General features: G+C 75.0%; 8 protein-coding genes. 5 read left to right on the forward strand and 3 right to left on the reverse strand.

Annotated features, from left to right (window positions below):
* Nucleotide 1 precedes the first annotated feature (1 nt).
* The 5 genes from ABD944_RS28755 to ABD944_RS28775 are packed head-to-tail and all read left to right on the forward strand — an operon-like array spanning nt 2 to nt 9,699.
* Nucleotides 2-1,948, forward strand: a complete 1,947-nt coding sequence (locus tag ABD944_RS28755; protein WP_345182034.1) for an FG-GAP repeat domain-containing protein — start codon at nt 2-4, stop codon at nt 1,946-1,948.
* Entirely contained in the window at nt 1,945-2,958 is a 1,014-nt protein-coding gene (locus ABD944_RS28760; protein WP_345182036.1) for an enediyne biosynthesis protein UnbU, read from the forward strand. The genes ABD944_RS28755 and ABD944_RS28760 overlap by 4 nt, the downstream gene beginning before the upstream one ends.
* Nucleotides 2,955-8,549: a type I polyketide synthase gene (locus ABD944_RS28765; RefSeq protein WP_345182038.1), complete on the forward strand. Its 5,595-nt coding sequence runs from the start codon at nt 2,955-2,957 to the stop codon at nt 8,547-8,549. Before ABD944_RS28760 ends, ABD944_RS28765 begins: the two co-directional genes overlap by 4 nt.
* Nucleotides 8,546-9,016 (forward strand): acyl-CoA thioesterase, encoded by a 471-nt coding sequence (locus tag ABD944_RS28770; protein ID WP_345182040.1) that lies wholly within the window; start codon nt 8,546-8,548, stop codon nt 9,014-9,016. The genes ABD944_RS28765 and ABD944_RS28770 overlap by 4 nt, the downstream gene beginning before the upstream one ends.
* The gene (locus ABD944_RS28775; protein WP_345182043.1) at nt 9,013-9,699 is read left to right on the forward strand and encodes an NADPH-dependent F420 reductase; all 687 of its coding nucleotides are present in this window, start codon (nt 9,013-9,015) and stop codon (nt 9,697-9,699) included. Before ABD944_RS28770 ends, ABD944_RS28775 begins: the two co-directional genes overlap by 4 nt.
* A gap of 38 nt (nt 9,700-9,737) precedes the next feature.
* Here ABD944_RS28775 and ABD944_RS28780 read toward each other — a convergent pair whose 3' ends face one another.
* From ABD944_RS28780 to ABD944_RS28790, 3 genes are all read right to left on the reverse strand, one after another.
* Nucleotides 9,738-10,961: a cytochrome P450 gene (locus ABD944_RS28780; protein WP_345182045.1), complete on the reverse strand. Its 1,224-nt coding sequence runs from the start codon at nt 10,959-10,961 to the stop codon at nt 9,738-9,740.
* A gap of 85 nt (nt 10,962-11,046) precedes the next feature.
* Nucleotides 11,047-12,132, reverse strand: coding sequence for a methyltransferase (locus tag ABD944_RS28785; protein WP_345182048.1), 1,086 nt, complete (start codon nt 12,130-12,132; stop codon nt 11,047-11,049).
* 20 nt (nt 12,133-12,152) lie between these two features.
* Nucleotides 12,153-13,742 carry a CoA-transferase gene (locus ABD944_RS28790; RefSeq protein WP_345182050.1) on the reverse strand — a complete coding sequence of 530 codons (1,590 nt, stop codon included), beginning with the start codon at nt 13,740-13,742 and terminating at the stop codon, nt 12,153-12,155.
* Nucleotides 13,743-13,758: the final 16 nt, after the last annotated feature.

Consider the following 13,758-nt stretch of genomic DNA (forward strand, 5'->3'; position numbering starts at 1 on the left):
CATGACCAGAAGGATTCGGGTACTGCTGGCCCCGATCTGCGCGGCGCTGCTCATCGTGGGGGGCTGGTACAACGCCCGGCTCCCGTCGGTGGCGCGAGCCGAGAACGAACGCCTGGCGAGCGGTTTCGCGTTCCAGCGGCAACCGTTGAACGGCACGGCCTCGCCCCGCGACATACGCACGGTCGCCCCCGCCTACAAGGGCATCGACCATTGGATCTCGTCGGTCGGCGCCGCGGTGGCGCTCGCCGACATCGACGGCAGCGGCCGCGCGGACGACGTCTGCCTGGTCGATCCGCGCGACGACAGCGTCACGCTGCGCCCGGCGCCGGGCACGGGGGCGCGGTTCCCGGCGACCGTCCTGGCTCCGCAAGGCCTTCCGTACGACAGAACGATGGCGCCGATGGGGTGCGTGCCCGGCGACTACAACGAGGACGGCCGCATGGACGTCCTCGTCTACTACTGGGGCCGTTCGCCGGTGCTGTTCCTGCGCACTCCGGCCGCGCTCGGCAAGAGCGACTCCTTCGCCGTGCAGGAACTGGTGCGCCCGTACCAGGTGTGGAACAGCAACGCCGTCTCGCTCGCCGACCTGGACGGTGACGGCCACACCGACATCGTGGTCGGGAACTACTTCCCGGACCGGGCGCGGGTCCTCGATCCGACGGCGCGCCAGAGCGAGCTGCAGATGCAGAGCTCGATGTCCGCGGGCTTCAACGGCGGCGTCAACCGGGTCCTGCGGTTCCGGTCCGCGGAGGGCGGCTCCCGTCCCTCGGCGGTCTTCGGCGAGGAGCGCTGGCCCTTCTCCGACCAGGTCGCCAAGGGGTGGACGCTGGCGACCGGGGCGCAGGACCTCGACGGCGACGGGCTCCCGGAGCTGTACTTCGCCAACGACTTCGGCCCCGACCGCCTGCTCTACAACGAGTCCCGCCCCGGGAAGATCAAGCTCCGCCTGCTCAAGGGCGTGCGCCACCTCACGACGCCCAAGTCGATGCAGCTGGGCCGGGACTCCTTCAAGGGCATGGGCGTGGGGTTCACCGACATCAACGCCGACGGCGTGCCCGACATCGTGGTCAGCAACATCACCCAGGAGTACGGGCTCCTGGAGAGCAACTTCGCCTGGGTGAGCACCCGCAGGAAGGTCGTGGGGCCCGACGGGCGCGCCTACTACGACGATCACAGCGAGCGGCTGGGGCTGTCCCGGTCGGGCTGGGGCTGGGACATCAAGGCCGGCGACTTCGCGGGCGAAGGGCGCGACCAGATCGTCCAGGCCACCGGATTCGTCGAGGGCAGGGACAACCGCTGGGCCCAGTTGCAGGAGCTCGCGATGTCCAACGACGAGGTGCTGGCGCACCCGCGCCTGTGGCCCAACGTGCAGAAAAATGACGACATTTCTGGCAACAACCCCAACCGGTTCTTCGTGCGCGGCTCGGACGGCCGCTACCACGACCTGGGGGAGCGGCTCGGTGTCGGCGACCGCGGGGTGTCGCGGGGCATCGCCCTCGCCGACGTCGACCACGACGGGCGGCTCGACTTCGCCGTCGCGAACCAGTGGGGGCAATCGCAGTTCTACCGCAACGTCCGCAGCGCGCAGCGGCCCTACCTCGGGCTGAGGCTCCTCCGCTCGCCCCAGGGATGCGGAGCGCGGCCCGCCGGTTCCACCGCGCCGGGACCGGCCGGCTCCGGCGGAGTGCCGGCGATCGGCGCGAAGGTCGTCCTCGACTCCGGAGCCAAGGGCCAGCGGACGGGCCAGGTCTACCCGGCCAACGGCCACGCCGGCGTCTCCTCGCCGGAGCTGCTGTTCGCGCTGGAGGGGGCCGCGGCGCCGGTCCCCGTCACGGTCACCTGGCGCGACTCCTGCGGCGGCCGGCACACCGGCAAGGTCCAGGCGACTCCGGGCTGGCACACCATGCTGCTCGGCCCCGACGGTTCGATCAGGGAGATGGCCTCGTGAACTCGGCGAACGTGGAACCCACCGCCAACCCGGCGCCCGCCGCCCCGGCCGGGCCCGCCAAGGATCCGCGGATCATCGCGCTGCGCCGGTTCGCGATCTCGATCACGGTGTTCAACATCCTCGGGCACACGGTCCTCGGGTTCGAGCCGTCCTGGGCGACCCCTCTCGCCGCGATGGCCGTCGCGTACGTGATGGAACTGGGGCTGGAGACCCTGGACGCCTGGGCGACGCGGCGGCCGGTCAAGTACGCGGGCGGCCCGATGGCGCTCGTGAACTTCCTGATGCCCGCCCACATCACCGCGCTGGCCTGCGCGATGCTCCTCTACGCCAACGCGCGGCTGGGACCGGTGATCTTCGCGGTCATCGTGGCGGTCGCGTCGAAGTACCTGATCAGGGTCCGGATCGGCGGGCGGCCGCGGCACGTGCTGAACCCCTCCAACTTCGGCATCGCGGTGGTCCTCGTGCTGTTCCCCTGGGTCGGGATCGCGCCCCCGTACCAGTTCACCGAGTGGGTCGGCACCCCGCTCGACCTGGCGATCCCCGCGCTCATCCTCGCCGCGGGGACGATGCTGAACGCCAAGCTCACCAGGAAGATGCCCCTGATCCTCGGCTGGATCGGCGTGTTCGCGCTCCAGGCGCTGATCAGGACCCCCATCGAGGGCACGGCGACGCTCAGCGCGCTGCTGGCGATGAGCGGCGTGGCGTTCGTCCTGTTCACCAACTACATGATCACTGACCCGGGGACGACGCCGGTGCGGCCGCGCAACCAGTTCGCCTTCGGCGCGTCGACCGCCCTCGTCTACGCGCTCCTGGTCCACTTCCACGTGGTCTACGGCCTGTTCTTCGCGCTCGTCATCGTGTGCCTGCTGCGCGGCGCCGCCCTGGCGGTCATGGACATGCGGCAGCGTGCCGCGGCGCAGCCCGCGCCACTGGCCGAGCCCCAGTCCGTGCCCCGCCGGCACGCCCCCGCGCGCGGGGGCGTGCTGGCGACCGGCGAGGAGGCGAAGTGACCGTTCCGAGCGACGCGATCGCCGTCGTCGGCCTCGGGTGCCGCCATCCCGACGCCTCCACGCCGGAGCAGTTGTGGGAGACGGTCCTGGCGCGGCGGCGCGCCTTCCGGCCGCTCCCGCGCGAGCGCCTCGACCTCGGCGACTACGGCGACCCGGCGGCCGGCCCCGACGCGACCGACCTGCGGTACGCGGCCGTGCTGGACGGCTGGTCCTTCGACCGTTCGCGCTACCGGGTGCCCGGACCGGCGTACCGGGTGACCGACCTCGCGCACTGGCTCGCCCTGGACGTCGCCGGCGACACGCTGGCCGCCGGCGGCTTCGCCGGGGGAGGCGGGCTGGACCGCCGGCGCGCCGGCGTGATCCTCGGCAACACCCTGACGGGCGAGTTCAGCCGCGCCGCGCTGATGCGGCTGCGCTGGCCCTACGTCCGCAGGAACCTGGTGTCCGCCCTCGCCGCGCGCGGCTGGGGGGCCGAGGAGATGGGCGGCCTGCTCCGGGAGGTCGAGGAGTCCTACAAGGAGCCGTTCGCCGAACCCAACGACGAGAGCCTCGTCGGCGGGCTGGCCAACGCCATCGCGGGCCGGGTGTGCAACCACTTCGACTTCCGCGGCGCGGGCTACACGGTCGACGGCGCCTGCTCGTCGTCCCTGCTCGCCGTCATCACGGCCTGCACCTACCTGCGCGACGGCGATCTCGACTTCGCCCTCGCGGGCGGCGTCGACCTCAGCCTCGACCCGTTCGAGCTGGTCGGGTTCTCCCGGCTCGGCGCGCTGGCCGGCTCGGCGATGCGGGTGTACGACGCCCGGCCGACCGGCTTCCTGCCCGGCGAGGGCTGCTCGATGGTCGCGCTGATGCGCGCCGGGGACGCCGTCGCCGCCGGGCGGCGGCCGATCGCCCTGATCAGGGGCTGGGGGATGTCCTCGGACGGGAACGGCGGACTGACCCGCCCGGACGTCTCCGGGCAGCGGCTCGCCCTGGAACGCGCCTACGCGCGGGCGGGCTTCGGACCGGAGACCGTGGCGCTGTTCGAGGGCCACGGCACCGGCACCGAGGTCGGCGACCGCACCGAACTGCACGCCCTCGCCGAGATCCACGACGGGCGGCGGAGACCGCGACCGGCGGCGCTCGGATCCGTCAAGGCCAACATCGGGCACACGAAGGCGGCCGCGGGCGCCGCCGGGCTGATCAAGGCGGCGCTGGCGCTGCAGCGGCAGGTCATCCCGCCGACCACCGGCTGCGACGAGCCCCACCCGCTCCTGCGCGAACCCGGCGCGCCGCTGCGCGTCGTCCGCGAGGCCGAGCCCTGGCCGGACGCCCCGCTCCGGGCCGGCGTCAGCGCGATGGGGTTCGGCGGTATCAACACCCACGTCGTCCTGGAGGCCCCGGGCGCCCGCCGCGCCACGGCGCGGTTGGCGGCCCGGGACCGCCTGACGGCGCGAAGGCCGCTCGACTGCGAGGTCTTCGCCCTCTCCGCCGGCACGGACGCCGACCTCGCCGCCGTGCTGGAGCGCGTGGCCGTGCGGGCGAGGACGATGTCGCTCGCCGAGCACGCCGACCTGGCCGCCGCCCTGGCGGAGCGGGCGCACGGCGACGCGCCGGTGCGGGCGGCCATCGTCGCCCGCGACCCCGCCGAGCTCTCCGCGCGCGCGGAACGGGCGGGCGAGCTCCTCGCGGGCCTCGCCGGACCCGGGTTCGCCGCCCGGCCCGGCGTCTACGTCGGCCGGGGCGCTCCGGGCCGGGTCGGGCTGCTGTTCCCGGGGCAGGGCGCCCCCGTCCGGGAGAGCGCCGGCGCCCTCGGCGTGGTCCTCCCGGAGGCGGGGGAGCACTTCGAGGAAGGGCCCGGGGCCGACCCGATCGACACCGCCGTCGCCCAGCCCGCCGTCTTCCGCGCCTCCACGGCGGCGCTGCGCTGGCTCGACCGGCTCGGCGTCACGGCGGCCGCGGCGGTCGGGCACAGCCTCGGCGAGATCACCGCCCTGCACTGGGCCGGCGCCCTGGGCGGCCCGGACGCCCTGCACCTGGTGACCACGCGCGGCCGCGTCATGGCCGACACCTCCCAGGCGGGAACCGGGATGGCCTCCCTCGCCGCGCCGGCCGGCGCGGTCACCGAGCTCATCGACGACGCCGACCTGGTGATCGCCGCCGACAACGGCGCCGTCCAGGTCGTCGCCGGCCCCCTCACCGAGGTCGACCGCGTCGTCAAGCGGGCCCGCGCGAAGGGGATCACCGCCGGCAGGCTGAGGGTCAGCCACGCCTTCCACTCCCCGGCGGTCGCCGCGGCCGAGCCGGTGCTCGCGCGCCACCTCGCCGACCTGGCGGTGGCGGCCCCTTCCGGTCGCGTGTACTCCACGGTCACCGGGCGGGAGCTGACCGCCGCCGATGACGTCCGCGCGCTGCTCGCCCGGCAGCTCACCGCGCCGGTGCGGTTCCGCCGGGCGCTGGAGCTCCTCGCCGCGGACTGCGACCTGCTCGTCGAGGCGGGCCCCGGCCACACCCTCACGGCGATGGCCCAGTCGATCACGGACGTGCCGGTCCGCACGCTGGACGCGGGCGCGGAGTCGGCCGCCGCGCTCGGCGACGCCACCGCCGCGCTGTTCGCCGCCGGCACCGTCTCCGATCTCACGGCCCTCTTCGCCGAGCGGTTCCACCGCCCGTTCGACCTCTGGCGGGAGCCGGAGTTCCTCGCCAACCCCTGCGAGAGCGCCCCGGCAGTCAACCTCGATCACGACCTCGACCACGGGCTCGGCCGTGCCGCGACGGCCGCCCCGGCCCCGGCCCCCGCCGACGCCGTGGCGCAGGCGCCGCCCGAGGCGGAATCCGACGTGCCCGCCGTGGTGCGCGGGCTCATCGCCGAGGCCCTGGAGCTCCCGCCCGATGTGATCGGCGACGGGGACCGGCTCCTCGGCGACCTCCATCTCAACTCCCTCCGCGTCGTCCAGCTCGCCGCCGAGGCCGCCGAACGGACCCGGCGGGCCGTGCCGGCCGCCCCGCCGGTCTTCGCCGAGGCCACGGTCGCCGCGTTCGTCCAGGCGATCGAGGAACTGCCCGCCGCGGAAGGCGAGGCCGGGTCCCACGGGCCGCCGGAGGGGGTCCGCGAATGGCATCGCGTCCTGGTCGAGTTCAGCCGTCCGGTCGAACAGGAAGCCGGAACCGCCTCCCATGCCTGGCACGTCTTCGGCGGCGGACGGCTCCGCGCGCTCGTCGAGCCGCGGCTGACCGCCCGCCCCGAGGGGGAGGCGCGCCCGGCGGTCGTCGCGTTCCTCCCCGAGAACCCGGACGACGGCGCGATCGACGCGCTGGTCGAAGCCGCGCACCTCGCGGTGGACACCGAGGCGCCCTTCACCGTCGTGGACTCGGGCGACACCGCGTCGGGCTTCGTGGGCACGATCGCCGCCGAGTACCCGTCCCTGCCGGTCCGCTGGGTCCGGGCTCTGGAGGCCGCGCCCGCGGACGCGGTCGGCGCTCTGCTCGCGGCCCCGTGGCAGGGCCATGCCGAGATCGTCGTGGACGAGGAGGGCCGCGCCGGAACCCCCGCGTACCGGGCCGCCGCGCCCGGCGTGCCCGACGGCCGGGGGCAGGACGCCGCCGCGCCTCCGCTGTCCGCTGGAGAGGTGCTCCTGGTGACGGGAGGCGGGAAGGGCATCGGCTTCGCGAGCGCGTCCTTCCTGGCGCGGCGCTGGGGGGTCCGGCTGGGGCTGATCGGACGCAGCGGGCCGGACGCCGACGCCGAGCTGCGGGACAACCTCTCCCGGCTGCGGGAGGCCGGCGTCGACTTCTGCTACCAGGCCGCGGACGTCACCGATCCGGAGTCGCTCCGCCGCGGCGTCGCCGCGATCGCCGGCCGGCTCGGACCGGTCAGGGGAGTGATCCACGCCAGCGGCCTGAACCGCCCCGCGCGGTTCCGCGAGATCGGCGACGCCTACGCCGAGCACGCGGCGCCCAAGCACCACGGGCTCCGCGCGCTGCTGGACGCCGCCGGCACGGACGGGCTGCGGCTGCTCCTCACCTTCGGCTCCGTGATCGGCCGTTTCGGCCTCGCCGGGGAGGCGCACTACGCCCTGGCCAACGGCCGCATGCGGGAGCTGGCCCGGGTCCTCGCCCGGGACCTGCCGGACTGCCGGGTAGCCAACCTCGACTGGACGGTCTGGTCGGGAGTCGGCATGGGCGAGCGCCTCAAGGTGCTCGACGACCTCGCCCGCGCGGGCGTGTCGCCGGTGCCCCCCGACCGCGGCGCCGAGCTGCTCGCCCGGGCGGCCGAGGCGAAGCCGCCCTCGCACTCCCTGGTGGTCAGCGGCCGGCTGCCGCAGCTCGGCCGCGCCGGGGAGGCGGCCCCGGACGGGCACCGCTTCCTGCGGCGGGTGCGCGCGTGGACCCCGGGCGTCGAACTGGTGGCCGAGGCCGAGCTGAGCCTGGCCGACGACCCGTACCTGGACGACCACCGCATCGACGGTGTGGCCGTGCTGCCGGCTGTGTGCGTGCTCGAGGCGATGGCCCAGGCGGCGTCCGCGCTGACCGGGCGGCCCGTGGCGGGGGTGGCGGATTCCCGCTTCGACCGCCCCGTGGTCGTCCCCGAGCACGGGACCCGCACCCTCCGGGTGTGCGCGCTCGCCCGCGAGGACGGAGACGTGGACGTCGCGGTGCGCAGTGACGAGACGGGCTTCGCGGTCGACCACTTCACCGGGACCGTCACAGCGGCGGACGCCGAGCCCCCGGAGCACCCGGCCGCGGCGGCGCGGACACCGGCCCACACCGGCGACGACCTGTACGGGCCGCTCTTCTTCCACGGCCGGCGCTTCCGCAGGCTCCGCCGCTACGCGCACCTGGAGGCCACCGCGTGCACGGCCGTGCTGGACGGCGACCGGCCCTGGCGGTTCGGGGACGGCCTCCCGGCGGACCTGCTGTTCGGCGACCCCGCCCGCAACGACGCCTCGATCCACGTCCTCCAGGCGTGCGTCCCCCACCGGCGGCTTCTGCCGGTCGGGTGCGCGCGGTTCGCCGTCCACCGGAGCGGGGACGGAGGGGGTGAGCTGACGCTGGCCGCCGTCGAACGCGAGCACTCCGGCGCCGACTACACCTACGACGTGGTGGTGCGCGACGGCTCCGGCCGGCCGGTCGTGAGCTGGAGCGGTCTCCGCCTTCGCGACGTCGGCCCCGTACCGGTCACGACCCTGCATCCGGTGCTCGTCGGGCCGTACCTGCAGCGCAGCCTCACCGCCCTGCTCCCGGAGCGCGACATCCAGGTGGCCGTCGAAGCCGGCGAACCCTGGGCCGTCCTGGTGGAGGGGGAGCCCGTCGCCTGCGCGCGGACCTCCGAGCCGGCGCCGGAGCCCCCCGCGCACTGGACCGGCCTCGCCGCCCGGCTCCGCCGCCTCGTCGGTGAGCCGGACCAGCACGTCCGGGCGCGACTGCAGACGGTCGGCGCATGCCTGTCCGGGCCGCCGGGCCCGCCCGGACTCGACGTCCAAGGCATTTACGAGAACGGATGGGTGGTCCTCCGGGCCGGGGGAGCGGACATCGTCTCGGTGGTCCTTTCCATCGAGGGAGAAGCCGGGCCGACGGCGATGGCGATCCCCGTCAAGGGGGCCTCGTGAGGGCGTATTTCGAGTACCGGCATCTCGTGACGTTCGCCGACACCAACCTCGTGGGGAACGTCTATTTCACGAACTATCTCTCCTGGCAGGGTGCCTGCCGGGAGCGGTTTCTCGCGGAGAAGGCGCCGAAGACCGTGGCGCGCATGCACGACGACCTCGCGCTGGTCACCTCGTCGTGCTCGTGCGAGTTCTTCTCCGAGCTCTACGCGCTCGACACCGTGTCCGTGCGGATGTCCCTCGTCGGGATCGACTTCCACCAGATCACCATGGGTTTCGAGTACTACCGGGTGACCGACGGCCCGGCGCGGCTGGTGGCGCGCGGCGAGCAGACCGTCGCCTGCACGCTGCGGGCGGAGGACGGGCTGACCCCCGTCGAGGTCCCGGACGAACTCCGGACGGCCCTCGACGCCTACGCGCCGGACCCGCACGGGGCCCTCCGGCCGCGGTCGGAGACGCCGCCGCGATGAGGTCCCGCGAACCCGCCGCGGGCCCGCGGTCCCGCGCGCCGGTCGTCGGCATCGTCGGCTGCGGGCGGATGGGCACGGCGCTGGCGGAGACCGTCGCGGCGCAGCGACGGCCGGTGCTGCTGGCCAGCCGGGGCGGCCGGTCCGCGAGCGGCCTCGCCGAACGGCTGCCGGACGCCCGCGCGGCCACCCTGGAACGGGTGGCCCGCGACGCCGACATCGTCGCCCTGGCCAGCCCGCTGGACGCCATCCGCGCCGAGATCGCACCGCGCATCCGCGCCCATGTGGCCGGCAAGCCGGTCATCGACATGTCCAACCCGTGCGGGCACGACCTCCTCGGCCACGGCTCCGCCGCCGAGCTGATCGCCCGCCTGCTTCCGGGCGGCGCCGTGGTCAAGGCGCTCAACTGCGTCTCCGCGCGGCAGCTCGCCGGCGTCGCTCGCGGCGGCGTCGCGTTGACGGTCCCCATCGCGGGAGACGACCCGCGCGCCAAGGAGGCCGTCCGTTCGATCATCGAGCCGGCCGGACTCGACGTCGCCGACGCGGGCGACCTTCCCGGCAGCCGCTGGATCGAGGCCCTGGCGCAACTGCTCATGCGTCTCGAGAAGCAGCCCGGGCTCGGCGACGCCGTGGGGTTCCGGCTGCTTCGCCTCACCGCGTGCGAGGAGACCTGGACGAGGCCGTAGCCCCGGCGCCCTGCCACGGGCCGGGCGCGGGGCGCGGTCTAGCCGATCGCGATGGGGAAGTGGTCGATGCCGCGGCCCACCCACGAGTCGCGGCGGACGGGCTCCCCGGCGGGCCGGATGCGGGGGAAGCGGCGCAGCAGCCGCGGAAGCGCGATCCGCGCCTCCAGGCGTGACAGCGGAGCCCCGAGGCAGAAGTGGCCGCCGGCCCCGAAGGTGAGCGGCGCGGTGTAGGGGCGGTCCGGGTCGAAGCGGTCGGGTCGCCGGTAGCGGCGGGGGTCCCGGTTGCCGGCGGCCAGGATCGCGACCACCTTCGTGCCCGCCGGGATGGTCGTCCCCAGAAGCTCCACGTCCGTTTCGGCCCAGCGGCTCGTCGCCTGCACCGGCGGCTCGAACCGCAGCACCTCCTCGGCGTAGGCGGAGGCGAAGCCGGGTTCGGTGCGGAGGCGGTCGGCGAGGCCGGGGTGCTCGAACGACAGCAGGAGCGCGTGCGCCATGAAGAAGTTCGTCGTCTCGAACCCGGCGGTCAGCAGCAGCATCATGTTGCCGACGAGCTCGTCGCGGCCGAGCCCGCCTCCGCCGTCGTGCGTCCGCACCAGGGAGCTGACGAGGTCCGCCTCGGGGCAGCGGCGGCGCCGCTCGATCAGGTCGTCGAAGTACACCGCCAGGTCGTCCATGGCGGCGTCCGCCGGGGCGAGCCGGGAGGCGTTCGTGATCCCCTCCAGTGCGGTCGTCACGTCGGCCGCGATGGCCCGGAACCACGCCTGGTCCCGCTCGGGCACCCCGAGCAGCCCGCTGATCACCGCGATCGGGAGACGTGAGGCGAACTCGGCGATGAAGTCGACGGCCGCGCCGCCCGCTCCCGCCTCCGCCAGCGAGTCCAGGAGCCGGTCGGTGATCTGCTCGATCGCCGTCTCGTAGCCCGCCACCCGCCGGGGCGTGAACTCGCCCCGCAGGAGCCGCCGCAGGCGGGTGTGCGCCGGCGGATTGCTGTAGAGCATGGAGTCGGTGTAGGCGCGCAGCGAGGAGTGCGCCCGCCACTCCGGGTAGAAGAGGTCGAAGCTGTCCCCGTCCTGGACGCGCAGCCGCGGATCCCGGAGCACCCGGTCGCACTCGTCGTACCCGACGGCGGCCATCACCCCCGGTTTGACGTCGACCAGGTCGCCGTGCGCCCGTATCTCCTCGTACAGCGGATACGGATCCCGGAGTCCCTCGCCCACCAGCGCCGCGAGCGCCTCGCGCGGCTGCATCGTCCCCGTGGCCATCGCCTCGTCCCTTCGCGAGATTCCTCGTGGTCGCCGCTGCGCGGGGTTCCTCGGCCCGCCGCGGCCCGCCGCGTTCCGGCGGCGGTCACCCGCCGGGGTGGAGCTCGACGATCGACACCGCCCCGGCGGGGTGGACGGAGACGACGCCGAGCCCGGCCTCGGCGGCGAGCGCCGACAGCTCCGGCAGCGACCGCACCTTCCCTCCGCAGTAGGCGAGCATCCGCAGGTCCAGCCCGGTCGGCCCGGCGCCGTCCGGACCGACGTTCTCCACCACGAACACCGAGCCGTCCGCGCCCGCGGCCTCCGCGCAGCGGGCCAGGATGGCGCGCGCCGGGTCGTCGCCCCAGTTGTGGACGATCAGCGAGAGGACGTAGCCCCCGGCCCCCGGCGGGAGCCGGCCGAACATGTCGCCCGTCTCGACCTCGGCGCGGTCGGCGACGCCCGCCGCGGCCAGCGCCTTGCGCGCCGCGTCGGTGGCCGGGGGCCGTTCGACGAGCACGCCCCGGAGCCCGGGATGCGCGGTGAGCAGCGCGGCCAGAAGCGTGCCGTCCCCGCCGCCGACGTCCACCACGCGGCCGAGGGACGCCCAGTCGTACGCCGACGCGATCCGGCGCGCGCGGTCCGCTCCTCCCGGCCGGAGCATGGCGCGGAAGGCGGCCTCGCGGCGGGGCTCGGCGGCCAGGTCGTCCCAGAAGGAGAGGCCGAAGCGCCGCGGGTAGGCGGGCTCGCCCGTGCGGACGCTGTGCAGCAGCTCGACGTAGCAGAGCTCGGCCCGGCCGCCCTCCTCGACGTCGAGGCAGGCGCGCAGGCCGCCCGGGTGGTCGCCGCGCAGCGGCTCGCCCAGCGCGGTCAGCCCGTACCGGTCGGAGTCGTCCCGGGTCAGCACCCCGCGCACCGCGAGGTAGCGCATCAGGCGGGCGAGCCCGCCGGCGTCGGCGCCGGTGGCCGCCGCCAGTTCGGGCACGGTCCGCAGCCCGGCCGCGATGTGGTCGGCGATGCGCAGCGTCGCCGCCACCCGCACCGCCATCGGGGTCGCGAGCTGGGCCATCGCCCACAGCGCGGGGACGGCCTCGTCCGCCGCCGCCGACACGAGTCCCGCGTCGTGGCGCGGCGGCGCCGGGTCCCCGGAGCGGCGGCCGTGCGGCTCGTCGGGCTTGACCATCGCGTTCATCGATCTCCCCGGTTGCGCGGCTAGGGACGGAAGAGCTCGGAGGCCATGGCGGTGACGCCGGCGGCGGGACGCACCGGGAAGCCGATCTGCCCCAGGACGTCCCGCCGGACGTCGACGCCGGGCGCCACCTCCGTCAGGACGAGTCCTTCGGAGGTCATCTCGAACACGGCGCGCTCGGTGACGACGACGGCCCGCTGGCCGCGTTCCAGACCGGCGCGGACCGCGTAGGTGACGTGGTCGACCTCGGGCACGAGCTTCTGGATCTCGCCCTCCCGCAGGATGTCCAGCCTGCCGCCGTCGCAGGACACTTCGAGGCCCTTGGTGGTGAGGGTGCCCCCGAGGACGATCCGCCGCGCGTTGTGCGCGATGTCGACGAACCCGCCGCCGCCCGGGCTCGTGCCCGCGAACCGGCTGACGTTGACGTTCCCCGCGGCGTCGAGCTGGGCGAAGGAGAGCGCGGCGAGCGCGCAGCCGCCGCCGTCGATGAAGTCGAACTGGTAGGTGCCGTCGACCAGCGCCTCGGGCGAGTAGTTGGCCGAGAACTGCCAGCCGCCCATGACGACGCCGCCGAAGGAGCCGTGCTCGGTGGTGAAGGTGTAGTCGTCCAGCCGGCCGTCCTGGAACGCGCCGTCCTCCGCCATGGCCAGGATCGCGCTCGACGCCGCGCCGAACCCGAGGATCGTGGTCTCACCCGGGCGGATCTCCCGCGCGACACGGCGCGCGATGACCTTCCCCGGCCCGGACCGCAGGCGCGGCAGGCGCCCGACCGGGTTCGCCACCGGCCGCAGGTAGCCGGGGTCGTTGCGCACCTCCGTCCCGATCAGCTCGCCCGGCGCGACCACCACGCGGTCGACGAGCACTCCGGGGACCTGCACCTCCCGCGCGGGCCGGGACCCGCGCGGCACGATCCGCGACACCTGCGCGATCACGGTGCCGCCGCTCGCCTTGACGGCGAGGGCGAGGGCGAGGGCGGCGGAGGTGAGCGGCAGGTCCTCGAAGGACAGGTTGCCCTGGACGTCGGAGCTGCTGGCCCGGATGACCCCCACGTCCAGCGGCCAGGTGGGGTAGAGCAGGAGCTCCTCGCCGCGGAGCTCGACCACCTCCACCAGGTCGTCCTTGGCCCGCCCGGTGAGGCGGCCGCCGCCGTGGCGCGGGTCGGCGAAGGTGCCGAGGCCGATGCGGGTGAGGTAGCCCGGGCTCCGCCGCGCGACCTCCCGCAGCCAGTGCATGGCGGCGCCGATCGGCCAGCTGTAGGCCTCGACGAGATCGTCGCGGATCAGGCCCGTGAGCGCCGGGCGGGTGCCGGTGCGCGGATGCCGCGGATTGATGTAGGAGCCGGCGACGATGCGGCGCATCAGACCCTCGCGGGCCACGCCGTCCATGCCGCCGATGTCCATGGCGTCGCCGGTGGCGCAGGGGAAGAAGAAGGTCAGGTCGCGGGGGGAGCCGAGCCGCTCGAAGCGCTCGCCGATGGCGCGCAGGACCGCGTCGGGGGTGATCCAGCCGATGACGCCGGTGCTCGCGACGGCCTGCCCGTCCTCGACGAGGGCCGCCGCGGTCGCCGCGTCGCAGACCTTGCCCCCCACGGCAGCAGCCGCGGCATCGTCCATCGCGTCCCCTCGGCGT

The organism is Actinomadura verrucosospora, assembly GCF_039540335.1.
In the GTDB taxonomy this organism is placed as follows: domain Bacteria; phylum Actinomycetota; class Actinomycetes; order Streptosporangiales; family Streptosporangiaceae; genus Spirillospora; species Spirillospora verrucosospora.